The sequence below is a fragment of the Enterobacter cloacae complex sp. HYC042_NIDB genome (genome assembly GCF_056673315.1).
Genome location: NZ_CP109650.1, coordinates 4245769 through 4271911, shown reverse-complemented (window position 1 = coordinate 4271911; position 26143 = coordinate 4245769). Strand labels below are relative to the sequence as shown.

At 53.1% G+C, this 26143-nt stretch carries 24 protein-coding genes and 1 tRNA gene; 11 read left to right on the top strand and 14 right to left on the bottom strand.

Going from position 1 to position 26143, the window contains the following annotated elements; genetic code table 11:
- Position 1 precedes the first annotated feature (1 nt).
- The 3 genes from lsrB to lsrG are packed head-to-tail and all read left to right on the top strand — an operon-like array spanning position 2 to position 2192.
- Positions 2–1003 carry an autoinducer 2 ABC transporter substrate-binding protein LsrB gene (lsrB, locus tag OKF39_RS20395; RefSeq protein ID WP_088204301.1) on the top strand — a complete coding sequence of 334 codons (1002 nt, stop codon included), beginning with the start codon at positions 2–4 and terminating at the stop codon, positions 1001–1003.
- Positions 1004–1014: 11 nt separating this feature from the next.
- Complete coding sequence (gene lsrF, locus OKF39_RS20390; protein WP_479983307.1) at positions 1015–1902, top strand: 3-hydroxy-5-phosphonooxypentane-2,4-dione thiolase; 888 nt, start codon at positions 1015–1017, stop codon at positions 1900–1902.
- Entirely contained in the window at positions 1899–2192 is a 294-nt protein-coding gene (gene lsrG / locus OKF39_RS20385) for a (4S)-4-hydroxy-5-phosphonooxypentane-2,3-dione isomerase (protein WP_028014490.1), read from the top strand. Before lsrF ends, lsrG begins: the two co-directional genes overlap by 4 nt.
- Before the next feature lie 46 nt (positions 2193–2238).
- Here the strand turns inward: lsrG and OKF39_RS20380 are convergent, their stop codons facing one another.
- From OKF39_RS20380 to ygjG, 9 genes are all read right to left on the bottom strand, one after another.
- Entirely contained in the window at positions 2239–2865 is a 627-nt protein-coding gene (locus tag OKF39_RS20380) for a thioredoxin domain-containing protein (protein ID WP_049137050.1), read from the bottom strand.
- Between the two features lie 31 nt (positions 2866–2896).
- Positions 2897–3634, bottom strand: a complete 738-nt coding sequence (locus OKF39_RS20375) for a fimbrial biogenesis chaperone (protein WP_074171846.1) — start codon at positions 3632–3634, stop codon at positions 2897–2899.
- Positions 3600–4130, bottom strand: coding sequence for a fimbrial protein (locus OKF39_RS20370; RefSeq protein WP_028014487.1), 531 nt, complete (start codon positions 4128–4130; stop codon positions 3600–3602). The genes OKF39_RS20375 and OKF39_RS20370 overlap by 35 nt, the downstream gene beginning before the upstream one ends.
- A 9-nt stretch (positions 4131–4139) precedes the next feature.
- Entirely contained in the window at positions 4140–4682 is a 543-nt protein-coding gene (locus OKF39_RS20365; protein WP_048960488.1) for a fimbrial protein, read from the bottom strand.
- Positions 4683–4691: 9 nt separating this feature from the next.
- Positions 4692–5708 carry a fimbrial protein gene (locus tag OKF39_RS20360; RefSeq protein ID WP_248038164.1) on the bottom strand — a complete coding sequence of 339 codons (1017 nt, stop codon included), beginning with the start codon at positions 5706–5708 and terminating at the stop codon, positions 4692–4694.
- Complete coding sequence (locus tag OKF39_RS20355; protein ID WP_479983306.1) at positions 5709–8327, bottom strand: fimbrial biogenesis usher protein; 2619 nt, start codon at positions 8325–8327, stop codon at positions 5709–5711.
- Between the two features lie 49 nt (positions 8328–8376).
- Positions 8377–9084 (bottom strand): fimbria/pilus periplasmic chaperone, encoded by a 708-nt coding sequence (locus OKF39_RS20350; protein WP_028014483.1) that lies wholly within the window; start codon positions 9082–9084, stop codon positions 8377–8379.
- Positions 9085–9237: 153 nt separating this feature from the next.
- Positions 9238–9780 (bottom strand): fimbrial protein BcfA, encoded by a 543-nt coding sequence (locus tag OKF39_RS20345; RefSeq protein ID WP_028014482.1) that lies wholly within the window; start codon positions 9778–9780, stop codon positions 9238–9240.
- A gap of 484 nt (positions 9781–10264) precedes the next feature.
- Positions 10265–11644 (bottom strand): putrescine aminotransferase, encoded by a 1380-nt coding sequence (gene ygjG / locus OKF39_RS20340; protein ID WP_236298741.1) that lies wholly within the window; start codon positions 11642–11644, stop codon positions 10265–10267.
- A gap of 435 nt (positions 11645–12079) precedes the next feature.
- On the opposite strand from ygjG, the gene OKF39_RS20335 reads away from it, so the two are divergent.
- Entirely contained in the window at positions 12080–13600 is a 1521-nt protein-coding gene (locus OKF39_RS20335; RefSeq protein ID WP_063943009.1) for a methyl-accepting chemotaxis protein, read from the top strand.
- A 336-nt stretch (positions 13601–13936) separates the two neighbouring features.
- A complete protein-coding gene (locus tag OKF39_RS20330) occupies positions 13937–15496 on the top strand; it encodes a methyl-accepting chemotaxis protein (RefSeq protein ID WP_028014479.1) in 1560 nt (519 codons plus the stop codon).
- On the opposite strand, the gene OKF39_RS20325 is transcribed toward OKF39_RS20330, so the two are convergent.
- On the bottom strand, positions 15493–15987 hold the full coding sequence (locus tag OKF39_RS20325) for a PadR family transcriptional regulator (RefSeq protein ID WP_041908013.1): 495 nt from the start codon (positions 15985–15987) through the stop codon (positions 15493–15495). The two genes, OKF39_RS20330 and OKF39_RS20325, sit on opposite strands and share 4 nt — an antisense overlap.
- 147 nt (positions 15988–16134) lie before the next feature.
- Between OKF39_RS20325 and OKF39_RS20320 the strand changes: the two genes are divergently transcribed.
- Positions 16135–16899 (top strand): siderophore-interacting protein, encoded by a 765-nt coding sequence (locus OKF39_RS20320; RefSeq protein WP_479983305.1) that lies wholly within the window; start codon positions 16135–16137, stop codon positions 16897–16899.
- Here OKF39_RS20320 and OKF39_RS20315 read toward each other — a convergent pair whose 3' ends face one another.
- Entirely contained in the window at positions 16900–18069 is a 1170-nt protein-coding gene (locus OKF39_RS20315) for a coiled-coil domain-containing protein (RefSeq protein ID WP_069732673.1), read from the bottom strand.
- Between the two features lie 674 nt (positions 18070–18743).
- Between OKF39_RS20315 and OKF39_RS20310 the strand changes: the two genes are divergently transcribed.
- The 4 genes from OKF39_RS20310 (at position 18744) to OKF39_RS20295 (ending at position 22337) form a co-directional block, all read left to right on the top strand.
- On the top strand, positions 18744–19229 hold the full coding sequence (locus tag OKF39_RS20310; RefSeq protein ID WP_479983304.1) for a PAAR domain-containing protein: 486 nt from the start codon (positions 18744–18746) through the stop codon (positions 19227–19229).
- A gap of 3 nt (positions 19230–19232) precedes the next feature.
- Positions 19233–20930, top strand: a complete 1698-nt coding sequence (locus OKF39_RS20305; protein ID WP_479983303.1) for an S-type pyocin domain-containing protein — start codon at positions 19233–19235, stop codon at positions 20928–20930.
- On the top strand, positions 20927–21394 hold the full coding sequence (locus tag OKF39_RS20300) for a DUF6392 family protein (RefSeq protein WP_074164144.1): 468 nt from the start codon (positions 20927–20929) through the stop codon (positions 21392–21394). The genes OKF39_RS20305 and OKF39_RS20300 overlap by 4 nt, the downstream gene beginning before the upstream one ends.
- 304 nt (positions 21395–21698) lie before the next feature.
- A complete protein-coding gene (locus tag OKF39_RS20295) occupies positions 21699–22337 on the top strand; it encodes an HGGxSTG domain-containing protein (protein WP_100170911.1) in 639 nt (212 codons plus the stop codon).
- A 646-nt stretch (positions 22338–22983) separates the two neighbouring features.
- On the opposite strand, the gene OKF39_RS20290 is transcribed toward OKF39_RS20295, so the two are convergent.
- Both OKF39_RS20290 and OKF39_RS20285 read right to left on the bottom strand, forming a co-directional pair.
- Positions 22984–23310, bottom strand: a complete 327-nt coding sequence (locus OKF39_RS20290; RefSeq protein ID WP_100170910.1) for a hypothetical protein — start codon at positions 23308–23310, stop codon at positions 22984–22986.
- A gap of 156 nt (positions 23311–23466) precedes the next feature.
- Positions 23467–23542 (bottom strand) — tRNA-Ile (locus OKF39_RS20285).
- A gap of 124 nt (positions 23543–23666) precedes the next feature.
- On the opposite strand from OKF39_RS20285, the gene mug reads away from it, so the two are divergent.
- The gene (gene mug, locus OKF39_RS20280; RefSeq protein WP_023333460.1) at positions 23667–24173 is read left to right on the top strand and encodes a G/U mismatch-specific DNA glycosylase; all 507 of its coding nucleotides are present in this window, start codon (positions 23667–23669) and stop codon (positions 24171–24173) included.
- A gap of 102 nt (positions 24174–24275) precedes the next feature.
- Here the strand turns inward: mug and rpoD are convergent, their stop codons facing one another.
- On the bottom strand, positions 24276–26120 hold the full coding sequence (rpoD, locus tag OKF39_RS20275) for an RNA polymerase sigma factor RpoD (RefSeq protein WP_028014473.1): 1845 nt from the start codon (positions 26118–26120) through the stop codon (positions 24276–24278).
- Positions 26121–26143 lie beyond the last annotated feature (23 nt).

Below are 26143 nucleotides of genomic sequence, written 5' to 3'. Positions count from 1 at the left end.
GATGAAAACAAAACTGCTCGTCCTGGCAATGGCCCTCAGCTTCGCTTCGGCGCAGGCGGCGGACCGCATTGCCTTTATCCCCAAGCTGGTGGGCGTGGGTTTCTTCACCAGCGGCGGCAACGGCGCGAAAGAGGCGGGGAAAGATCTTGGCGTGGACGTGACCTACGACGGCCCGACAGAGCCGAGCGTTTCCGGCCAGGTGCAGCTCATCAACAACTTCGTCAACCAGGGCTATAACGCCATTATCGTCTCCGCCGTGTCGCCGGACGGTCTCTGCCCGGCGCTGAAGCGCGCGATGCAGCGCGGCGTGAAGGTGCTGACCTGGGATTCCGACACCAAACCGGAGTGCCGCAGCATTTATATCAACCAGGGGACGCCGGAACAGCTCGGCGGCCTGCTGGTAGAGATGGCGGGCAAGCAGGTCACCAAACCGAATGCCAAAGTGGCGTTCTTCTACTCCAGCCCCACCGTCACCGACCAGAACCAGTGGGTGAAAGAGGCGAAGGCCAAAATCGAGAAAGATCACCCCCAGTGGCAGATCGTGACCACCCAGTTTGGCTATAACGACGCAACCAAATCTCTGCAGACCGCCGAGGGGATCTTAAAAGCGTATCCGGATCTGGACGCGATCATTGCGCCGGACGCCAACGCCCTGCCGGCGGCGGCGCAGGCGGCGGAAAACCTGAAGCGGGAAGGGGTGGCGATTGTCGGCTTCAGCACGCCGAACGTCATGCGTCCGTACGTTGAGCGCGGGACGGTGAAAGCCTTCGGCCTGTGGGATGTCGTACAACAGGGCAAAATTGCGGTCAATGTCGCCGATCGTCTGCTGAAAAAAGGCGATCTTAACCCTGGCGACAGCGTGGACGTAAAAGATATCGGCGCGCTGAAGGTGGAGCCGAACAGCGTGCAGGGCTATCAGTATGAGGCGAAGGGCAACGGCATCGTGCTGCTGCCGGAGCGGGTGGTGTTCACCAAAGAAAACATCAGCAAATACGATTTCTGACGGGGGAGCAAATGGCTGATTTAGACGACATCAAAGACGGCAAGGATTTTGGCATCGGCACGCCGCAGCAGAATGTGCCGTTCACGCTGAAGGGCTGCGGCTCGCTGGACTGGGGCATGCAGTCCCGTCTGGCGCGTATCTTTAACCCGCAGAGCAACCGCACGGTGATGCTGGCCTTTGACCACGGCTACTTTCAGGGGCCGACCACCGGCCTTGAGCGTATCGATCTCTCCATCTCCCCGCTGTTTGGCGAAACCGACGTGCTGATGTGTACCCGTGGCATTCTGCGAAGCCAGGTGCCCGCCGCGACAAACAAACCGGTGGTGCTGCGCGCTTCCGGCGGTAACTCGATTCTGGGCGAGCTGTCGAACGAGTGCGTGGCGGTGGCGATGGAGGATGCCCTGCGCCTGAACGTCTGCGCGGTGGCGGCGCAGGTGTACATCGGAAGCCCGTTTGAGCATCAGTCGATTAACAACATCATTAAGCTGGTGGACGCGGGCGCACGCTACGGCATGCCGACTCTGGCGGTGACGGGCGTCGGCAAGGAGATGGCCCGCGACGCGCGCTACTTCTCGCTCGCCAGCCGCATCGCCGCCGAAATGGGGGCGCAGTTCGTCAAAACCTACTACGTGGACGAGGGCTTTGAAAAAGTGACCGCCAGCTGCCCGGTGCCGATCGTCATCGCCGGGGGCAAAAAGCTGCCGGAGCTCGAGGCGCTGGAGATGTGCTGGCGGGCGATTGATCAGGGGGCGTCCGGCGTGGACATGGGGCGCAATATCTTCCAGTCCAGCGCGCCGCTCGCCATGCTGAAAGCGGTGAAAAAAGTGGTTCACGAGAACGTGAGCGCCCGGGAGGCGTTCCAGTTCTGGCAGGAAGAGAAACAGGGAGAAGCAAAATGAACGTGACGCTGGTTGAGATTAACATCAAGCCCGAGCGGGTGGACGAGTTCCTGGAGGTGTTTCGCGCCAACCATGAGGGGGCCATCAGGGAGCCGGGAAACCTGCGCTTTGACGTGTTGCAGGACCCGAGGGTGAAAACCCGGTTCTTTATCTACGAGGCCTACAAAGACGAAGCGGCGGTGCTGGCGCATAAGCAAACCCCGCACTATCTGGCGTGCGTGGATAAGCTTGAGGAGCTGATGTCGGAGCCGCGTAAGAAACGCAGTTTTGTGGGGCTGTTGCCGGAGTAATTCGATGCCCGATGACGCACTCATGCGCGTCATCGGGCATCCTGGCTTATCCTTTGGCTTTCTGGATCGCCATGATTAATGCATCGGAAGAGACGTTTCCTGACATCACGCTAATGCGCTGAATGACCGGATCTTTTTCCTGAGGTAAAACCACAAACGCCGGCGCGTTGGCAAAACCGATCTGCTTCACGAGCTTCACATTGTCCTGTAACACTTTGTTTGCCGACCCGGCCGAAGGCAATTTTTTAAAGATAAAACGGATATCCGGGTTGGCATGGATAAGCGTTTCTGTGACGTTGCAGTTCACGCATTGCTCATCCACAAAAGACACCACGGCGACTTTTGCGTTGGCGGGCCCGACAACAGGATCGCCGCCAGCAAGCAGCTGCTCGCGATGGAGGATGACATTTTGCACCATGGCCTGTTGCTGCGCTATCTCCTGACGCTGGCGAAGGCTTTCCCCTGCCGCAACTAAAAACTCAGGATGTTCAGCGAGATAGGTAGAAACAATTTCACCCATTTTTTCAGGATGGGCGGCGAAATACGCTTCGGCGGCTTTTCCTGTTTGTTCAATCTGCTGTGGCGTCGCTTGCTCTGCCTGCGCTGCGGCTGAGAAAGTCAAGGTCGCGGCCAGCAGAAGCGAAAGGCGACGAAGGGAGGTTGAAACTTCCATTGATGTTATTCCGTAAAAGAGAGAGACGGGACTAGGACGCCAGTGCCTGTGTACGAACAGGCATAATGCGTCCATAGTCATTAATCGCTTGCCAGCGCACCTGGCATACCCCTGGGTCTGGACAACCCTCGAGCGCTCGCTCGCTAAAAGGGGCGACAAGGCCGCCATCAGCGATGCGCTTACCGCCGAGGCTGAGCTGATAAAGCGTGATGTAGTAAGGCGTCGGATTATTCACAACGACGTTATTTTTGTTTCGTGACCAGCGTAAGGCCTGATAAGCATCATCAGGATTGCCGGTGAGCCCGGTGGGCCGATAAAAAAGTTTAAAGCGTGAACGTACCGCCGTTTGCACACCCGTGGTGTGCGGGTTAGCGGAAGGGATCGCCGCAACGTTTAATGTGAACAGCGTTTCCCGGTTCTCGGGTAACTTTCCTCCCGTAAATATCAGCCGAATCGTGTTTTCGCGTTGCGGACGCAATGAGAACAGCTGCGGCGTGGCCACAAATGCGGATTGAACCCCATGTGGGGCATCCGCCCCAGTCCACAGGCCACCCGGCTCGACTTTGGTGTAGATCAGATACGATTCGTCAGAAGGGTTACGCACGGAAAAGCTGATCGATTTCTCACGTTCCGGATAGACAAACCGCGTTCCGCCGATCACCACGCCAGCTTGCGCCTGAAGCATGATGGTGGAGAGAAAAAAGAGAAGCAGGATCTTCGCCGGATAAACACACTTACGCATAATTGAGAATAAAGGTTGTCGTCGCATTTGCCGTTCCCGTGGTGACCTTGTTTGCGGTGGCAACATAGCGGGCGTAAAACTGGAGAGTCGCGTCGCTTTGATTAGGAATAATCATCGTCTTCTGGCTTTTACTTCCCATAGAGATGAGCGACTTGTCCTGGTTGTAAATTCCTACGCCGATACCGGTTGCATAGCCTTCACCGCCGATGAGCGTCAGTAAATCCGGGTTTGCTGTATCGGGTGTGCCGTCAAAGGTAATACTGACTGAGCCTTCTGTTCCGGCACAGTTTTCCACATTAATAGCAAACGGATGATAATCAGCGCCCATACCTGACTGGGTGAAATATTTACTTTGCACGCTGTCCATTGTGACGGTCAGGTTCTGAGAATCAGGCGCGATACTGCACGTCTTTTTATGGATCACGCCAGTGATATAAATTGTACCGTCGTGCGCCAGTGTACGCGCTGAAAAAAATGGCACCAGAAAAAGCGCGGTGAATATTATTGTGAAAAACTTTTTCATTTCCGCATCCTACTGATAGAGCAGATCAAAATACATGATGGCCGTAGCATTCCCTGTCGTAACCTCGGGCAGGGTCGATTTGTACCGTAAATTAAACGTCAGGCTATTATCTCCCTGCTTTAAGGGATAAATTTCGGATTCCGTATTATTTATTTTAATCGGATTCATTCCGGCATTGAGAAGCTCTACGCCAACGCCCGTCGCCATTTCGCCAGCCGTTCCTTTACCCGTGTCGCTGAGCGCCAGCAGGTCCGAATTATTGGTATCCGGCATACCGCTGAACCAGATTTTTGTCCCCTGAATGGCGCGTGAACAATTTTTAAGATCGATCGTGAACGCTTTTTCCGGCGTCGTTGTTCCGGTTGCGGGAAATTCAGATATATCGAATGCGCCTAAATCAACCGTTTGTTCTTTACTGTTCACATCAACTTCACACGATTCGCCGATAATTGTGCCGTATATCTGGAGGTTAACTGTAAAACCCTCATCGGCGTACGTTGTTGCTATGCCAGAGAACAGTGTCGCCAGGGCGACAAAATACAAGACTCTCATTTTTCACCCTTACGCAAAATCGATACGTAAACAGGCCAACGCAGTAAACAGACCTTCTGCCGGGGCCTTCCCTGTCGTGCTGATGGGGTAGGTTTTTAACGTGACATCAGCATGGCCCGAACTATCAGTAATAAAATCAGCGGTGCTGGAGGCGTCGTTAGGTATCATGACGGTGCCATTTTCGTTGGTTACCACCACGCCGACATCTTTATTATCCGTAGCGATCGCCTGGCCGACGTTGCTGTCTGCGTTGGCGACCAGTCGAAGCGTAAGATGCGCAGGCGAAATCACGTCCGCATTACACTCGATGGGAACATTAAAGGTTTTTACCGGCGCATTAGAAGGTTTCTCACCCGCTTTCGTGAATGAAGCACTGTTGAGTTTTCCCAGGTCAACCGTAATGATTTGTCCCGCATTAATGATGCAGTTTTGCGGCACCGTGACCGCGCCGCTGTATGTTATTTGATAAACAATATCATTCAACGGGTCGGTATTTTCGGTGGTGATATAAACATTAAACATCACTTTACTGGGGATAATGACCGTGCCGATAAAAGGTTTGATAATTTTTAACCGGAATACCAGGTTGGAGTCATATACCGGGAAAGGTATGTTCATATCCTCTTTATCCACCCTGTAATCTTTACCCATATGGATATAGTCTCCAGGCGGAAAATATTCACCAATTTCGGAATCGGTTATCCGCATTGCCCCTGCAATATAGATCGGGTCAAGATTCATATACTGCCACTGGTCTTCCGTGAAAATCACCGGGTAGGTATTCCTGTATGAGCGATAGGTACGAGAATCGCCATCTGGATGATAGTCACATATGGCGTTTACGCCCACATCCTGTGATTTAACCAGTTCTACTGCCTGCCCCAGCTGGTTTTGTTCTTTTGTCAGCGTGGCCGTCAGATCGTAATTCACATTCGTAATGCTGTGATCAAAGTTATGACAGACCGCTGCCAGACTTTGCGTAGAAGCCGTAAGGCTGAGTAATAAAAAAATAATGCGTACTTTCACTTATCGGCACTCCGCTTTTAAACGCACGAGGGACTGCTTTGTTTCACTTAGCTTGTAAACGGCAACACATTTTTTATCATCTGTGTCGCCCCATTGCGCTGTCAGACTCCCTGTCTCGCCCAGCCCAGACAGATACGCTTCGCCGTTATCGCCTACGATGGTGTCCCCACCTTCATCGCTGCGCGTAACAACCGCGCCAAAGGGCACAGGGCGCCCGTTATGCATAAGTGCAATCATCGCGCGCGTTCCTGAGCGCGCCTTAAAGGTGGCGCGAACCAGGGCGCCCTGGGTTGGAACAACGTGGGTTACAGCCTCGTCAATGTCCAGATCGTCGCTGAGCGAGTTGGTGTTCAGCGCCATGCGGTTACGGTGGTATGCGCTGGCATACGGCACAATCGCATAACCACGCCAGTCGGTATGGATCCCTGGGCCGTCTTCGACCTTAACGTTGCTTGCGCCGGGCGCGGCGATCAGGACATTGGTATCCCCCAACGGCTGGCTTAAGGTGATGCCGTTGCGATGCGCGACGATACCGCCGCTGAGGCCGTAGTTGATCTGTTGATAATCACCATTGTTACTGTAGTTGTACCCCAGGCTCGCATTACCGTAGGCGCTATCATATTCCGTGCTGATGCTTCCACTGGCACCGGTATGTTGGTTCTGATATCCCTGCTGAACGCTGTAGCTGAGGTTATTGTCTTCAAGCAGCGTTCCGTTGATGCCGGCAGTATTATTGACCCTGCCGTCGTTATCGGTGCTCATGCCGTATGTGGCGTAAATGCTGTTTAAACGTTTGGTCACATCTCCACCTGGATGAAGCCACAGATTGAGCGGGAAGGAGAGCGTTAAAGAATAAATACGATCGCTTTCACTCATGCCAGGGGATTTATTGTAGTTGTAGGTCAGGTTATAGGTTACGCCCGCAACCGTTCCGCTATAACCTAGCTGAATAAGCGTATTTTTTTCGTCGGTATGCCAGTACGTTTGCTGGCTGCCGTTGAGGAAAATCGACCCGGCAGTGCCCAGCTGTTGGGAAATATTGGCCTGCAGCTTGCCGCGTTTGGTGTAGTACAGATTGTAATAATCGGTCCACACGGGCTGATTGTCGTCGGTGTGGTCGTTGGGATCGTCCTGGCCCACATAACCTTTCATTTGCTTATAGGTGGTTTCATCCAGGGTATAAAAACCGGATGTGGAATAGCGATAGCCTAACAGCTGGAAATTGGTGCCCATGCCGTTCAACGATTTTGCATATAAGAAACGTATTGACTGCCCGTTATGTGAGCTACCGTCGCTCAGTTCGCTTTGTGCGGAGGTGAGATCGGCCGATACGGCGCCAAAATTCCCCAGGTTCACCCCGGTACCCAACGCAAAGGCAGAGTATTTTTCCGTCAGCTGCGTACCACCGTAGACGGTGAATCCTTTTGGTAACCCCCAGATAAGCGTTCCCTGGACAAAATTTGTGTCCTCCTGCTGATCGCTGTTACTGCGATAGCGGGCCGCAGTGGCGGCATATTTTACGGTGCCTTCACGCTGTAAAACCGGTACCGCGGAATAGGGCACAGAGTAGCTGCTGATCGTTCCGTCAGATTCTTTGACCTCTACATTCAGGTCACCGCTGGAGGAGGTGGGGTACAGATCGTTAATGGCAAACGCCCCGGGCGGCACATAGCTTTGATAAATGGTGTAACCGTTTTGTTTGATGGTGACCTGGGCGTTGGATTTAGCGATCCCATGAATGGTTGGCGCAAAACCTTTCATACTATCAGGCAGCATGTTGTCATCAGAATTGATCTGCACCCCGCGGAATGGCAGGCTGTCGAAGACATCCGAAGTGGTATAGTTCTCGCCGATTGTTAGCTTGCTTTTTAGCGGGATAACGGCACGTTCAACATAGGTTTTAATGTGTTCCCAGTTGGTGTAGGTCTCTGAGCCGCTGCTGTTGTAGCTCCATGTAGAGAAATCCCGCAGCCGCCACGGCCCCAGGTTTAATCCACTGTTAAGTCCCAGAAAATAGTTGTCTGTCGTCGAACCGTAATCACCGCTATTGTGACTATGCGAACCCGAAAAGTCATAATTCAGCATCAGGGCGTTAATGCCTTCGTCCCATTGCTCAGGGGGAATGTACCCGCGCGCGTTATTACGCAGCGCCGCTTGCGGAATACTGATATTCAGGCGCTGGTGTTCAAAATCAAAAAATGTGGCGGCAGCGGGAATGGCTGCCGGCAAGTCGACACAGTTGCCCGCTTTTTCGTCCTTAAGACCGGGTAAGACATCGACATTTACCCCCATCGCATCAAGTGACTTACGCGATAGGCAGGGCGTCAGCCCCGTATCGTCATCCGTAGGTGTTGAATTTTTGCGCACGTTAAACGTGACGTCGCGCGTGGCTAAAAAATTGTCATTCAGCCATACGTCCACGCGATAGACCCCTGGCGCCTGACCAGCATTACTAAAACGTGATAAATCAGCAACCGCCGCAGGATCGCTTGAAAGAAAGGCAGGGTTGAAATAATAGCCCGCATCCGCATTAACGGATGCGAATGCGCCGAGCATGGCCAGCGTGAGAGGGGCCAAACGATGATTGACTATCCTTGTCTGATACTTGCGAAACTTCATTTTTCTCTGCCTGCTTCAACGCGCTATGTTCGGTATTTTTCCGGGAAAATTATGCTCCAGGGCATGTCTGAACAGGGGTGGTAGCACCGAAATCGTTAACGGTCTGGAACGTCACCTGGCTCCCGCTACCGGCAGGTAGATCAACGACCAGGCTGTTCATTGGCGGAACCATGTTATTGGTTAACTTTGCGTTTCCCGCTTTGAATTGCACCAGCGACACGTAATAAGGCGACGCGTTTTTGATGGTCAACTTGCCGTTACTGACCGTGCAGCGCAGCGCCTTTGGCGCGTCAATTGACGGGGTAGGCAATTTTTTTGGGCGAATAAAAAGCTTAATGACGCTCTGCGTCGCAATCTGCAATGTATTTCCCTGCAACTTACTTTTATCCACGGCGGGGATAGCTTTGCTGTTGAAATAAAAAACGCTTTCTCTGTCTTTCGGCAAATCTGGGCCAGCGTACATAATCCGGATGGTGTTTTCTTTTTTAGGATGCATAACAAAAAGTGGAGGCGTAACAATAAAGTCCGTGGACTTCGATTGATCGGCGTTCGCAACCCACGATTGCACCAGGAAAGCATTGCTTTGAGACGAGTTCGTAATAGGTAACGAAATCTGTTTATCACCCTGAGGGTAAATAATACGCGTTGCGCCCAGGCCTATCCCCCCAGCGTGAGCCGTAGTCAGCACCGTAGCTGCGAATAAAAAAGAATGCGTAATCAGCTTCGTTATCAAAGATACAGTATTAATTCGTTTCATTTATATATCACTTCATTGAATACATAATCAAATACATAGAATAAAACATGCCGTTTAAGCCTATGTATTTAATCTATATAAAACGGTCGGTTATATTAAAAATCCCTCCTTCGTACAGGCGTACGAAGGAGGGATGACAGCATCCTAATTCGATTAGGAATAAACCATCTGGAAGGTAGCGGTGGATGCTACGTTACCTGGTGTTGCTGCGCCTGTAGCGATGTAGTCAACGCTCAGTGGGATAATGTTTTCACCGTTGATCAGGCCGATTGCAGAAGAGGTGGTACCCAGATCCAGGTTTTTACCGTCCGGTCCAAACAGCTGCAGAGCCACGTTCTGTGCGGAACCTGCACCTGCGGTATTCGCCATAGCGCCCGGCTGAGTTGCATCCTGCTGCGCGTTGAAAATAACCGCTGCGTTCTGGCTGACAGTGGTGTCGCAATCTTCCAGTTTAATGTTGAAATCTTCTTTCTGATTCGCCAGCATTCCGCTTTGAGTCAGCTTCACGGTACGAACCTGGCTCAGGATAACGGTCTGGTCAACAGAATCGGCAGCAACTGAACAGGCAGCGTTAACAACCTGACCGACGAAATTAACGGTACCGCCGCTTACTGTGGTGGTGTCTGCCTGTGCGTTCATCATCACGCCGCTTGCCATAGATGCAGCAACAACCATTGCTAAAACATGCTTTTTCATACAAATCCTTTTAAATAAACAGTTTTCTGTCAAGTTGAAACAAAATTAAAGGTGACTTAATACAAGACTATTCAGATTAAAAATCATGAATATACAGAATCATACAGTACGCTGTGTTTTGCACATTCTCGTGATGTTCCGAAAGCGTATTTTATGAGGCGAGACATATTATATCAATCTATTGCTGGTTGATTTTTGCTTAGAAATTCTTAAATGGGTTTTAATTATAAATTTATTAGTTTTTAGAATGGGAGGGTATGTTTGATGCGCTATTTAGCCTGATTCAGTAAGATGCAATCGCCGAGAGTGATATTTCTGCATTGTTATTGAACGCTATCCTTTTATTAAAATTAAATATTAATTTAAAACGGGAATTGTTCTTTAGGGCAATGTAAGAGTGATTTTCAATATGCCATGTTTAATTACAAATTGAAATGAAATTAGAGTGGATATAACTCCCTCCTCCATAAGAGGAGGGATTAAATCATACTTCTTCTACTCTTACCCGCAGCGCTGCCAGCGCCTTGCGCGCCGCTTTCAGCACCTGCTCACACTGCTCAATGGTCAGCGTCAGCGGTGGTTCCACGCGGATGGTTTTCGAGTTGTTGAGCGTGCCGGCTACCAGCACCCGCTGGCGGAACATCTCGCTGGCGAAGCTGTAGCCGATTTCATTGTCGACAAACTCGATTGCCATCAGCATCCCTTTGCCGCGCGCCTCCTGCACCAGATCCGGGTACTCACGCCCCAACTGGCGGAAGCCGTCCAGCAGCATGTCGCCTTTCTGCTCCGCCTGCGCAGGCAGGTTTTGCTCCAGCAGCACGTTGATGGTGGCCAGCGCCGCCGCACAGGCCAGCGGGTTACCGCCAAAGGTAGTGGTGTGCAGGAACGGATTGTCGAACAGCACCGAGAACACCTCCTCGGTGGCAACCGTTGCACCAATCGGCATCACGCCGCCGCCGAGCGCCTTCGCAAGACACAGTATGTCCGGCTGAACGTTCTCGTGCTCGCAGGCAAACATCCTGCCGGTGCGCCCCATCCCGGTCTGCACTTCGTCGAGGATCAGCAGCGCGCCAAACTCATCGCACAGCTGACGCACGGCAGGCAGGTAGCCCTGTGGAGGCAAAATCACGCCGCCTTCACCCTGAATCGGCTCGAGGATCACCGCCGCCACGTCATCGCCGGTTTTACGGCATTCGCTTAGCACGGTGCGCATGGCGTTAATGTCGCCAAACGGCACGTGGCGGAAGCCCGGCAGCAGCGGCATAAACGGTTTACGGAAGGTGGATTTGGCGGTCGCAGACAGTGCCCCCAGGGATTTCCCGTGGAACGCGCCGCTGGTGGCGATAAAGGTGAATTTCCCGCGTGGCGACTGGTACGCCTTGGCGAGCTTGATCGCCGCCTCGACCGACTCGGTGCCGCTGTTGCTGAAGAAGCTGTATTTCAGCTTGCCGGGCGTTAAGGCCGCCAGCGTTTTCGCGAGCATGGCGCGAAGCGGGTCGAGCAGTTCCTGACTATGGAGAGGTTGTTTCGCAAGTTGATTCTGTACGGCGGAAACCACTACTGGATTACGGTGCCCCACGTTAAAGATACCGAAACCACCCAGGCAATCTATAAACTCCTGTCCCTGGGTGTCGACAAGCGTGTTGAGACTTCCCGCTTGCCACTCTACGGCTCCGTAATCCCCGCCGGCGGTAACAGATTTGCGATACTCCAGAAAACCAGGATTCACATGCTCTTTAAAATAATCGATGACCTCTCGGTTAAGTTGTTTCATCTCCTCATGATCGAGCGTTCGCTTCTCAATGAGATTCAGTGCGTGCGCGGTACAGGCAAGAGCCGAGGCGCTGGAAGGTAACCTGTTCAAAATATGCTCCCGGGGATCGCGTATCACATGATACTGAGTTAAGTATTGCAGGGATTACGCCACTTCAGATGACTTAACGAAAATCGGGATAAACGCCAGGTTAAAATTATGTTGCGCAATATTTAATCATGCCGGAGCAATCGAAACGGGATTTAGGGGGACAGGGCAACCCGCATTCTCAGGTGCACAAAAAGGCAATTGCACTAAAGGAGTGCATGGCTTGCGGCTTAAGTGGGCGTTAACAGGTCATGCTTTATAGGTAATTTCTTTGTGAAAGTATTTGGAATCAATGAATTATAAAATCTCACAAAAAGTGCGGTTTAAGTGAAATCTGCGATCTCCATCAAGTTTAACAACTAAAGATAAATTGTTTACCGCCGAAAAAATAATAAACCACAAAATTAACATTCGAATAACCTGCAAGGAATGCCCGTCATGTCTTCTCCTTCCTGTGTCACCCAGAATAATTATCCTCTGGACGATGACACCACCTTAATGTCGACCACCGACGTCCACAGCTATATGACCCATGCAAACGACACCTTTGTGCAGGTGAGCGGCTATCAGCTTGATGAGCTGATGGGCCAGCCGCACAATCTGGTGCGTCATCCCGACATGCCAAAAGCGGCGTTTGCCGATATGTGGTACACCCTGCAGCAGGGTGAGCCGTGGAGCGGCATTGTCAAAAATCGACGTAAAAATGGCGATCATTACTGGGTGCGTGCGAATGCGGTACCGATGGTGCGGAATGGGCAGGTGACGGGGTATATGTCGATCCGCACCAAAGCCACGGAGGAAGAGATCGCTGCCGTAGAGCCGCTCTACCGGGCGCTGAATAACGGGAGCTGTAAAAAACGCATCCAAAAAGGACTGGTGGTGCGTAAGGGCTGGTTGGGTAAACTTCCTTCCATGCCGCTACGCTGGCGCGTACGCAGCGTGATGGCGGCGCTCTTTGCCGCGCTTGCCGCTACCCTGGTGACCACCTCCGCAGGCTGGGTGCCGCTCGCAGCGGCCGCCGTGATAACGCTACTGGGAACGCTGCTGTTTGAGCAACAGATTGTCCGCCCGATCGAAAACGTCGCGCATCAGGCGCTGAAGGTGGCGACCGGCGAGCGCAACAGCGTGCAGCATCTGAACCGCAGCGACGAGCTGGGGTTAACCCTGCGCGCGGTAGGACAGTTGGGGCTGATGTGCCGCTGGCTCATCAATGACGTCTCAAGCCAGGTGATGAGCGTCCGTGACGGCAGCGACAGGCTGGCGCAGGGGAACGAAGCGCTGAACGATCGTACGCGTCAGACCGTGGCGAACGTGCAGCAGACCGTCGCAACGATGAACCAGATGGCCGCTTCCGTTCAGAGCAACTCAGAAACCGCCGCCGAAGTGGACAAACTCTCCGTCGCCGCGAGCAGCGCGGCGACGAAAGGCGGCAACGCGATGCAGACCGTGGTGAAAACGATGGATGACATCGCCGATAGCACGCAGCGCATCGGCTCGATTACCTCCCTGATTAACGACATCGCTTTCCAGACCAATATCCTGGCGCTGAATGCGGCCGTTGAAGCGGCAAGAGCCGGCGAGCAGGGGAAAGGCTTTGCCGTGGTCGCGGGGGAAGTTCGCCACCTTGCCAGCCGCAGCGCGAATGCGGCTAACGATATCCGCAAGCTGATTGATGCCAGCGCCAGCAGGGTACAGTCCGGCTCCGAGCAGGTGCACGCCGCAGGCCGCACGATGGATGACATTGTCGAGCAGGTGAAAAACGTCACGCAGCTCATCGCGCAGATCAGCCACTCGACGTCCGAACAGGCGACCGGGTTGTCAGAGCTAACCCGCGCGGTGGCGGAACTGGACAGCATTACGCAAAAAAATGCCGACCTGGTCGAGGAGAGCGCGCATATCTCTGCCATGGTGAAACACCGCGCCGGGCGTCTTAAGGATGCGGTGACGGTGCTCCATTGAGCCAGTAATGTTCCGGAAAAGTCGTTTATACCGTAAGGAATAAACGGCTTTTTTATTTGTGGTTGTGACTATTAATGTTTTTTATTGTTAATGAGATATTAAATAACTAAATAAAATGTCTCAGTTATTTATCCCTGCCTAAGTCAGTTTTTCCCGATGCTATTTTGCAAAACCCTGTTCTGGTGGTCTGGTAACGATCGATGGGGCGGAATTAATAGTCTCTACCTATCCATTGTGATGGTTATGAAATAAAAAAACGATCAAAGTCATAAAGTTAGCGGATTCGTTACCGATAACAGCGATCGTCTGAGAAATAATCACATCGATGGAGTAAATATGTTCTTACATGACGTAAAGATCGGCACGAAATTATTTCTGGCGTTTGGATTCTTTATTGTCCTGATGGTGATCAGCGCCAGTATGTCCTTACTGAGCCTGAACCGGGCTAACAACGGGATGCAATCCATCATTACCCATGATTATCCCACCACGGTAAAAGCGAACCAGTTAATCGACAACTTCCAGGAATTTATTAGCACTCAGCAGCTCATGCTGCTGGATGAACAGGGAACGTACACGGCACAGTCGCAGCAGCATCTTAAAGAGATCAGCGAGCATATCACGGTGATTTTGGGCGAGCTGAATACGGTGTTGCAGGACCCGAAATCGCAGCAGGTCCTTGCCGAGATCCGCGACGTTCGTCAGCAGTATCTGGACTCGCGCTATCGCATTTTGCAGGCGGTGCAGAATAATGACCGTGCGGGTGCTATCCAGGAGATGATGACCCATACCCTCACCGTGCAGCAGGCCTATAAAGCTAAAGTGCAGGAGCTGATTGCGATTCAGAACCATGAGATGCAGAGCGCGGGGGCGCAGGTGGAAGGAGACTTCAGGTCTAGCCGACTGCTTCTGATCCTGATCACCCTCTTTAGCGTCGCCGCTGGCAGCCTGATTGGCTGGTTTATCGTGCGCGCTATTACCCGCCCACTCGGCGAGGCGGTGAATTTTGCCAATGCCATTTCAGAGGGCGACCTGACGGGCAGCATCACGCCGCACGGCAAAGACGAAACGGGCCTATTGCTGCACGCGCTGATGGAGATGAAAAACCGCCTGCTGGATATTGTGCAGCAGGTGCAAACGGGCTCGGAGAATATCTCCAGCGCAGCCGCGCAGATTGTCGCCGGTAACCAGGATCTTGCCGCGCGCACCGAGGAGCAGGCAAGTTCCGTTGAACAGACCGCCGCCTCGATGGAGCAGATCACCGCGACGGTGAAAAACACCGCCTCGCACACCGGGGAAGCGACTAATCTCTCGGCAGATGCCGCCACGGTGGTCAAAAACAACGGGGAGATGATGAAGCAGGTGACCAGCAAAATGCGCCTGATTAACGAGACGTCGAACCGGATGTCCGACATTATCGACCTGATCGACGCCATTGCGTTCCAGACCAACATTCTGGCGCTCAACGCAGCGGTGGAAGCCGCCCGTGCCGGTGAGCACGGTCGCGGCTTCGCGGTCGTGGCGGGGGAAGTGCGCCAGCTTGCCCAGAAGAGCGCGTCGTCTGCCAGTGAAATTCGCGAGCTGATCGAGAGCTCCACCAGCCAGACCCAGGATGGGATGAATCTGGTGGAAAAAGCGAGCGCGTTGATCAACGGCATGGTCGGCAACGTGGAGGAGATGGACACGATCCTGCGCGAGATCCGCCAGGCCAGCCACGAGCAGACGGAGGGGATCTCGCAGATCAACAGCGCGATTGGCCTGATTGATGCCACCACCCAGCAGAACTCTGCGCTGGTGGAGGAGTCCGTCGCGGCGGCGGCATCCCTTAACGAGCAGGCGATGCACCTGAAAGAGCTGGTACGTGTATTCCGAGTGAGCGAGCACGCGCCGGCTTAATCCAACTGGGAGATCTCCAGCGCCGCGCGGTCGATTATGCCGATAATCTGCTTGAGCTGCGCGTCGCTGAGCTCTCCCTGATTTACCTTCAGGTCTAACACCGCTTTAAAGTTATCCAGCGCCCGCTTCATCTGCGGGTTTTTGCGCAGCTCAAAGCCGACGCTGCGCGCCTTAATACGCACCTGGATCTGTTCCAGCTGTTCCCGGTTTTCGTCCAGCCAGCGTTGTCCTTCAGCGGTAATCGCAATTTTCTTACGACCGCTCTCTTCTTCCGTAATGGTGATAAAGGTTTGATCCTGCAGATAATCCAGCGTCGGGTAGATCACACCGGGGCTCGGCGTGTAGTTCCCCTGGGTCAGGTTCTCGATCTCTTTGATCAGCTCATAGCCGTGGCTGGCGCTGCGGGTCAGGATATCCAGAATCACCAGTCGCAGGTCGCCGTGGCCGAAAAAGCGCGGTCGGCGTCCACCGCCGTCGTGTTCATGTCGCATGTTATGTCTCTTAATTTGATATATCTAAACTATATCTAAGATATATTCAGATGCAATCTAAAAAATCTTGCTTTTTTACTGATTAGTAATCATTATCATTTGAAAATCAATTCCGATATATCGTATTCACCAGAGAAGAGGCTAAAAATGGCATCTACCCGTTACCCACAGCGCGTGCGTAATGACCTGCGCTTTCGCGAGCTGACGGTGCGCCGCGTTGAGCGCATTAGCGCAGGCTTTCAGCGCATTGTTTTAGGCGGCGAGGCACTGGAGGGCTTTAGCTCCCGCGGCTTCGACGACCACACCAAAGTCTTTTTCCCTGCACCTGGCACCACGTTTGTCCCGCCGAAGGTCACCGATGAAGGCATCGACTGGGGCGACGGCGTACGTCCACAGGCGCGCGACTATACGCCGCTGTACGATGAGGCAAATCATGAGCTGGCGCTCGATTTCTTCATTCATGACGGCGGGATTGCCAGCGGCTGGGCAGTCGAGGCGAAGGTGGGCGACAGGTTGACGATCGGCGGCCCGCGCGGTTCGCTGGTAGTGCCGGAGGATTACGCCTGGCAGCTGTACGTGTGCGACGAGTCCGGCATGCCCGCGCTGCGTCGACGTTTAGATAGCATTGCTAAACTGCCGGTTTGTCCGGAGATTCACGCGGTGGTGACCGTAGGTGACGAATCTTATAAGGACTATCTGGCGCACCTGAGTGATTTCAACATCACCTGGGTGGTGGGCCACAGCGAGCAGGCGGTGGCTGACCGTCTGGCGGCGCTGGCCGTGCCGGCGGAGGATTACTTTATCTGGCTGACCGGAGAAGGGAAGGTGGTAAAAAGCCTGAGCCGCCAGTTTGAAACCAACGCGATTGACCAGCATCTGGTGCGTGCCAGCGCATACTGGCACGCTAAATAATCAGGCTGCCGAATCCATCTGCGCTTCGTTAACCTGATGTTCGAGCGAGGCGCATACCTCTTTTAGCGCTTTCTCCTGCTGAGCAAAGTACGCTTCCATATTGCTCAGCGACGAGACCAGCAGCCATGACTCCTCTTTTTCCAGCTCCGCCAGCTCGTTCACTAAGGTGTCGATTTGCTCGCGTACCTGCGCCATTTTTTTGCGGATACGCTCCAGATCGTTCAGCCTGTCGCTCGCCATCAATGGCTCGAACCCCTGCTGCAGGCGGGCCACCAGCGAGCGAATGGTTTTGACGTCGCCGCGCTGTTTGGCCTGGTTGAGCTGCACCATCATCGCGTTGGCTTCCTCTTTCAGATCGTCTGCGACTAAATCCGGATGGCAGAGCTTGCTCGCCTGCCGCCAGAGGCGCTTGAGTTCGTTCTGATCTTCTTCCGAGAGATGCTTGCCCTTGCGCAGCCGCACTTCGGCATCGTGATGCTGTTCGCGATACTTCTCGTACTCTTCGTTGGCCTCGTCGCGCGCCTGACGCGCGGGCTCTTCTTCGCGCGTTAAGCCGCTTTCCAGTTCGAGCGCTTCGGCCAGCAGGTTGGTAATCAGATTGCTTTGCTGCTCCAGATGCTTACGCGCCTGAGCGGCCTGGACGGAGTCAGCCGGGAGATCGCGCCAGCGCTGGGTAAGCGTCGCCAGCACCTCCACCGCCTGCGCCATATAGCGCTGACAGCGGCGGTAATCCTCCTCGCGACGACGTGCCTCCGCCTGCTGACGACGCAGGTTCAGCTCCGCCAGCGTTTTACGCAGGGCGAGGATCTGCTGCATCAGCGGTCCGAGGCGGGAGAAATAGAGATCGTTGAACTCATCAAGCTGCTGCACGCGAGCGTTGCGGCGGTCAATCAGATCGCGCAGACGCTCTTCCAGCGCCTTCAGCTCCAGCTTGCTGGCGGCTACCTGTGGGTCACGCCACTGGGTCACGGCGCGTTGGCCCTGCAGCCAGGCGGTTATGGCCGCCATGGCCGAGGTATAGTTCTTTTCCTCAAGCGCCACGACGATTGCCTGTAGCTCATCGTCAAACGCTTCATTTTTCAGGCGTGTCAGCTGGCTCTGGATGATGTCGTCATCTTCCAGTTCAATGGCATTTTTAATGATTTCTAGCCGTTTGATCGGTGTGCTCATGATGCCTTTCGCTTTGGCGCTTAAGTATTTGAGTTAAGGGTAGTTGTTGTAAAAGCTACAGGAAATAATACACACGGATGATGATCGGCGCGATGGGGGATTTCTTTAGATTTGCAGTTTGTGAGGTGGGGAAGTGAGCAGGAGTACGAAAGGGCGGGGAGCTGATTGCTCCGTATCCTGCTCAGCCTGTGATAATCAGAAGAACGCTTGTTATAATATGATGCTAACGTTTTGATGCTTTAGCACTTTCTTGCTTAACCTCATTGATTACGTCGAGCATTCTGCTTAAGCATTAAGTACATACCACGATAGCTGAAAGTGTTTCATTCAATGAATTTCTGAAAATTACCGATGAAGTTGCGGAGGCTCTCGAAAAAAGGGCCTCTGGAGTCGCGCAGCGACGGCTGACTTGAGGTGATGTATTTCCCTGAACAGACGACAAAACGCGCGCAGCGGCAGCGGTACGCCGCAATAACTGCCAGAAAATGCTTAATGGCGTGAAGCACGAATCAAATACAGCAGAAAATTAAATATTAATATTCATAGCGATTATTTTTATAGCGAATTTATTTGTGTATTTAATATGAACTAAAAATGCTGATTAAATCTCGTTAATTTCTATTCGTAGTAGAATTGTTTAATTTTTTAACTAACTGGAATTAAAGGGAATTTACATGGATCAGCAATACAGCAATGAATTAACACCAGAAATAGTAGCCGAACTGGAAATGTCGCCTTTTACTGCGGAAGAAATTGCCGCAATGGATCAAGATTCACGCGCCATAATCGCAGAGGGAAAAGCGCTGGAATGGAAGCATCCTGTGAATGCTATCTGGCGAATAGCAACGGAAGGGAACATTACCCGCTGTGGGGGGATCGTTGCGCCGGTGGAGCGTGAATCAAAACTCCTGCTTGATAATGGACGCTACGCCAGCGTAGCCACCGCCGGGGATATCGTTACCTGTCCTGACGGCAGCACTGCCACCATAGCCACCAGCGCTGGCGCAACCAGTATGTGCAATGGGGCAGACGTTGCGCTGGTGGACAGTCTACTGGATAACGGTGACGAAATTATCAGTACACCGCAGCGCCATACTTATCTGGTCACACGTGAAGGGATTACTTCCGGGGCGGATTTTCTGACAGTTACCGGAGCGTAACGCATGGGTTATCGCACCGATAATTACGGGCGTGGGCAGGCGCTTGAGAATGATAAAACCACCACCGGTGCCAGGTGTATTGCGTCCATTACGGACAGCACCGAATTCGGACGCAGAATTCTCCGGGTGGGTGATAAAACCACACCCTGTCCCAAATGCGGGAAACAGGGCGTGATTGTATCGGGTGAGGATCGCGTGACATTTCACGGGGTACCCGCCGCCGTTCACGGTTCAGAGGTACACTGTGATTGCCCTCCGGGTTCGAACCGGGTGATTGCTCCGGCAGGTCAGTGGCTGGGACGGGGACGTGACCCGGTTGAGATTGCCAGAGAGGAACACGCCGCCAGGCTGGCAGCAGAAAAGGAAGCCGAAGAAAAACGCAGGGCGGAGGAAAGGGAGCGTAACCGGGTATTCGCAAAATCCTGCCTGCGCGGTGAGGGGTGTAATGATGCCGGTGACCAGCGCGAGCCTCACACCAATTTTGCTGATATGGCTTTTTTTCAGGCCATGCCCGCCAGCGACCCTGCAACCGATTCAGACACCCCGCAGCACGCCCGGACCGCAAAAAAGAAAAAGCCAGACGATATCCCCAAACCGAAGAAGTGCAGCGCCCTGTATCGCTGGTGGAACGGTAACCATGAGGAGATGGATTATCAGGCCGCCGTTGCTGCCGCAGCTGCAGCTTCACGTGCACAGACGGCCACGGCAGGCGCAAGCCTGCTGGAGCTGATAAGCGGCAGGGCGCTGACATATGGCACCTGGGCGGTACGTGGTGCCGCCGGGCTGGGTGAGACAGCCGCCGCCGGAGCGGGTGCATCCGTGGCCGGGCTGCTGGTGGGAATGATGCCCGGAAGGGTGAACGACGGCGAACAGGATTTTATCGACCGTATGCGTCTGGAGCAGATGCGTGAAGCCCCGAGCCGGGTGCGCTATACGTGGGAGAATGACAGCAGCGGGAACGCGGTCCCGAGTGGCTGGCACACGCCACCCGGCCGGGACAGTGTTCGCGTCAGAAAAATGGAGTATGACAGCAGCGCGCAGGCGTACACGTTCACCACGGAGGAAGAACCGCACATAACCATAATCTGGACGCCTGACCGGACGGGCGAAGAAAAACCGTGGAATACAGGCAACCAGGCGCGGCCGGTGCTGCCGAACCCGGTGGTTGTTGACCCGCTGCCGGATTACACCGGCATAACGGCGACCACCAGCCCGGCGCCAGAGGAAAAAAGTTTCGCGGATTACATTCTGATCCTGCCGTTCCCTGACCTGCCACCGATTTATATTTACCTGAGCAAACCGCCGGTGGAGTTTCTGGAAGTCGAGTTATACAGTGACTTTAAACGCCGTTCGCGGCAGGGGATTTACGAGGCCGATCACATGCCGTCTGCTGCGGCTGCTCGTGCCTACTTGAGGCAAAAATATCCGAAGCTCGACACTAAGCAGTTAGATCGAATGGCAGAAGATGTCGCTGCGATTGTTGTTCCCAAAGACGTGCATCAAAAATTAAGTGAGACATACGGTGGTCGTAATAAACCAGCACAAATTGAGCAGGATTCTCAGAATCTGCGGGCAGCAGCGGATCGCAATCTGGATGCCGTTAAGCCTGCACTAAAAGAACATGGGGCAACCGAATCTCAGATAGAAGCGGCAAGGGTGAAAATGCATAGGCTGAACAATGAAATGGGGCTGTATAAATGACGGTGAATATTAACGCTTTAATTGACGGAATAGGAAAGACCTATCAAGAATTGTTTGATGAAGGGTTAATTCCTTATAAAACGAAACCAACTGGTTATCCTGGAGATCCTGATTTAACACTGGATATGGCAAGAGAGGGGGTTCATCTCACATTCAAAAGAGAGGGGCGTCTGTTATGGTCCGTTATCCTCAGTCTTCAACATGATAATGTTAATAGATGGAGCTTCCCAAACGAATTACCATCCCCCCTTAAAAATACTATGTCGCGAACCTGGACACATGAAACTCTGGGGGAGCCGGAGAGAAGTTCTCCCCCTGAGGTCATCATGAAAAGAGCTTTTGGCTGGACAGATATTTTCACAGTTAGTGGGCGATCTGTTCCGATGAGTATGCAGGTAAATTATGATATAGCGGATATGGTTTCTTCTGTTGTGTTTCTTCCTACCTCAGAGCTTCGCTGGTAATGCTTAAAACAAGCCCCGAAAGGGGCTTTTTTGTGTTCGTTTTTTTCTGCGAATTCGCAAAAAAACAGCCAGGAAAACTGCGAATTCGAAATTTTTGGTTTAATGATTTCGTGAATTATCATGATGCTTCGATCGTCTTCGATCCTGCATAGGATATGGATCTGGCGGGGGTTTTGGCAGGACAAGGGCCGGAAAATTTGGAGATACGCCTTACCCCATGAGCTGTTAAGAAATGCTAAGGTTTTTGGGGCACACACTGCCGGAAGCTAACCTGTGAGGCATTCAGGTTTATACAGGAGGGGGAATGGATAAGGCGCTGAAACGTCATCTTCAGGAACTGCGCAGGGAGGTCCGGGCCTTTCATCTTTCGCAACTGGATAAAAAGGCGCAGCATGATGCTTTACGCGAGGCTTACTTTTCAGTTCCGCCCAGATTCAGGGCACAGCCAGAGCTCTGCCTTTACGAGTGGGAGCCGCGGCCAGAGCATTTGCGGTATATTCCATGCGGAGCCACCACCCGCGCCGGAACACCCTGCAAAATGACCGTATTATACCGTGGCGGGCGCTGTAAGCTGCACGGCGGTATGAGTACCGGGGCAAAGACAAAGGCCGGGCGAAAGCGTCAGCGTGATGGGTTCCGCGCGTGGCAGGAGCGACAGCGAGCCAGCAAGGCTGGCCGTAAGCGCACCCGGACATATATCAGTGACGTTACGGGAATTAATGGCGCGACACTGGCCGAAATTAGCGCCAGCGCAACGGAGAGACCATTAAAGACAGTCAGCGGTCTTGCGTTGCACTTCACAGGAGAGCGCCTCACAGCTGCGCTGTTGAGCGGTCAGAGCGTTCCAGTGCAGTTGACGACCACCAGCCCAAAGTATGGCGGCGTTCGCTGGTGGTATGTATGCCCGACAAAGCATCACTGTATGTTTCGGGTACTTCATTGATCTGCCGCCAGTGTGCAGGGCTGCATTACGCCAGCCATAGCAAATAGCATTTTCTTCCACAGAATAAATCACTGAAAAATGACCCTGGCTCACAGGGCATATAACACAATACCCTGATAAAAATTGTGGTTTATGATGTTTGCTCCACCAGCTAGGATCCTTACCGATGAAACTTACCCACCATGAACTCTCCGACCTCGATGCCATGATGTATCAGCACCGGCAAAAGCTCTTAAACAGAGCAGGGAGCACCTGCAGGTAATGGAGAACTTATGGGCAGAGGGCATGCTCAGGCAACTTAACTCCTGGAAAGATGGGGTGTGAACCAACTTTTACGGGGCTGAATCAACCTCATTTTACCGTATGTTGGTTCGCATAAATCCAGTGCTGGCGCGGCTTACAGAGCCGTGAACCAACTGAACCGACTGAACCGACGTTTTTTCTGTGTCTATATATACGTTTTTATTGTGTCTGAATTGGCTGGTGAACGGAGAACCATCAACGCTAGTGGTAAGAGGGGGGTAGGACAATCCCTGCAGGGTACCGATCGCTATACGGCCCGCTTCATTAAGTTTTTATACCCGCGAAATTAAAAAATTGGGGTAACGAACAAAGCAGGCATCTGGCGTGCTGGTGGGATGGAGTTTTAAACACCTTTCGGACTGAGGAACATCAGTAAGCCTGTACTGATGACTGCGCCAAGAAAACCGTAACCACCGAAGAAGTACATGGCGATCAGTCCAGAAAAATTCACTACGGCCAGCAAGACACAGAAAAGTAAGGAGGGCAGTTTATTTTTTTTGAGGCTATCAATGCTGCTCCAAACTCCCAGCCCAGCAAAAAGCAAAAGCAGAAGGCCTAAAATCAGCAGCGCTTTTTCATTCGTTAGATTTCTACAGGCATAGTAACAGCCCGCATAGGCATTATTGAGAGGGGCAAACAGAACCGAAGCAGTGATGAAGATCCGTTTCATTATACCCCTTGCAGTAGTGGTCACTGCATGAAGCCGGTTAGATCCAGGAGTGTATGAACGGTCATAAATTAACCATAAATCACTATGGTTCCCGTTTCAAAATATCCTGGAGGATTTTGGGCTGGTGGGTGACTCCCCGCCAGCCCTTGCGGTGTTTGGTGGCCCCTGCTGGACTTGAACCAGCGACCAAGCGATTATGAGTCGCCTGCTCTAACCACTGAGCTAAGGGGCCGTGGCGGTGAATTATAGAGTAACTCCCCGCAGCAATCCAGCCATTCACACCTGCCTGCTGTTTTTATAAACAACGCATTATCAATCCTTTATACTTCCATTACGACGTATCAGCGGGAGTAAAGATGATCAACGACATTCTGGCCCCTGGCCTGCGGGTGGTGTTTTGCGGAATCAACCCGGGAAAGTCCTCGGCGCACACCGGCTTTCACTTCGCCCATCCGGGCAATCGCTTCTGGAAAGTGATCTACCAGGCCGGGTTTACCGACAGGTTACTCAAGCCTGAAGAGGAGCAGCACCTGCTGGACACGCGCTGCGGGATCACCATGTTGGTCGAGCGGCCGACGGTACAGGCAAGCGAGGTCAACCTGCATGAGCTGCGCAGCGGCGGGCGGGAACTGGTGAAGAAGATTGAAGACTATCAGCCCGCCGCGCTGGCGATCCTCGGTAAGCAGGCCTACGAGCAGGCGTTTAGCCAGCGCGGGGCTAAGTGGGGTAAGCAGAGCATCACCATTGGCGTTACGCAGGTGTGGGTGTTGCCGAATCCTAGCGGGCTCAACAGAGCGACGCTGGATAAGCTGGTGGAGGCCTACAGGGAGCTGGATGAGGCCCTGATGGTGCGGGGGCTTTAGCTCCTTTGCGGCCTGTTGACCTCACCCTGACCCTCTCCCAAAGAGAGAGGGAATAAACAAAAAAAAAGCTCCCGATTGGGAGCTTTTTGCTGTTTACCAGGATTAGTCGTCCAGGAAGCTACGCAGCACTTCAGAGCGGCTTGGATGACGCAGCTTACGCAGCGCCTTCGCTTCGATCTGACGGATACGTTCGCGTGTCACGTCGAACTGTTTACCCACTTCTTCCAGCGTGTGGTCGGTATTCATGTCGATACCGAAACGCATACGCAGCACTTTTGCTTCACGGGCGGTCAGGCCAGCCAGGACGTCGTGCGTTGCGGCACGCAGGCTCTCGGTGGTGGCAGAGTCCAGCGGCAGCTCGAGGGTGGTATCCTCGATGAAATCCCCCAGATGCGAATCTTCATCATCACCGATCGGTGTTTCCATGGAGATTGGCTCTTTGGCAATCTTCAGCACTTTACGGATCTTGTCTTCCGGCATCAGCATGCGCTCGGCCAGCTCTTCCGGCGTCGGCTCGCGGCCCATCTCCTGCAGCATCTGGCGGGAGATACGGTTGAGCTTGTTGATGGTCTCAATCATATGAACCGGAATACGGATGGTGCGTGCCTGGTCCGCGATAGAGCGGGTGATCGCCTGACGGATCCACCATGTCGCGTAAGTAGAGAACTTGTAACCACGACGGTATTCAAACTTATCTACCGCTTTCATCAGACCGATGTTGCCTTCCTGAATCAGATCCAGGAATTGCAGACCGCGGTTGGTGTATTTCTTGGCGATAGAGATAACCAGACGCAAGTTCGCCTCAACCATCTCTTTCTTCGCACGGCGGGCTTTCGCTTCACCGATGGACATGCGACGGTTGATGTCTTTGACCTGCTCGATGGTCAGGCCGGTCTCTTCTTCAATTTGCTGCAGCTTCTGCAGACCGCGATAGACATCGTCCTTCACGTCGTGCAGTTTTTCAGACCACGGCTTGTTCATCGCAATAGCCGCGTTGAACCAGGTTTCGCTGGTTTCGTTGCCGGTGAAGAGGGTGATGAAGTTCTTCTTCGGCATTTTGCACTGCTCAACGCACAGCTTCATGATGATGCGTTCCTGGGTGCGTACGCGATCCATCATCACGCGCATGCTGTTTACCAGGTAGTCGAACTGTTTTGGCACCAGGCGGAACTGTTTGAATACTTCAGACAGCTTCAGGATCTCTTCCTGAGCGGCAGCATGGCTGCGGCCTTTCGCTTTGATGGTGTCACGCGTTACTTCGTACTGGGTACGCAGCTCGGCAAACTTCTCGCGCGCCAGTTCCGGGTCGATGCTGTTGTCATCGTCCGCGCTGTCGTCGTCTTCTTCCTCATCTTCATCTTCGTCGTCATCCATCTCTTCCTGAGACAGCTCAGAACCGACGTGAGTGGCGGTAGGCGCCATATCTTCTTCAGCGTTCGGGTCGACAAAACCGGTGATCAGGTCAGACAGGCGCGCTTCTTCCGCTTCAACGCGATCGTACTGCTCCAGCAGATAGGTAATCGCTTCCGGGTATTCGGCAACAGAGCACTGAACCTGGTTGATCCCGTCTTCGATGCGTTTTGCGATGTCAATTTCGCCTTCGCGGGTCAACAGTTCAACGGTACCCATTTCGCGCATGTACATGCGGACCGGGTCAGTGGTACGCCCGATTTCAGATTCCACGCTGGACAGGACCTGTGCAGCAGCTTCTTCCGCATCTTCGTCAGTGTTGTTGGAGGTTTCAGCCAGCAACAGATCATCGGCATCCGGTGCTTCTTCCATCACCTGAATGCCCATGTCATTGATCATTTGGATGATGTCTTCGATCTGGTCTGAATCGACGATATCTTCCGGCAGATGGTCATTGACCTCGGCATAGGTCAGATAGCCTTGCTCCTTACCGCGTTGGACAAGAAGTTTCAGCTGTGACTGCGGGTTTTGCTCCATAAGACGGTATCCACACTTAATTC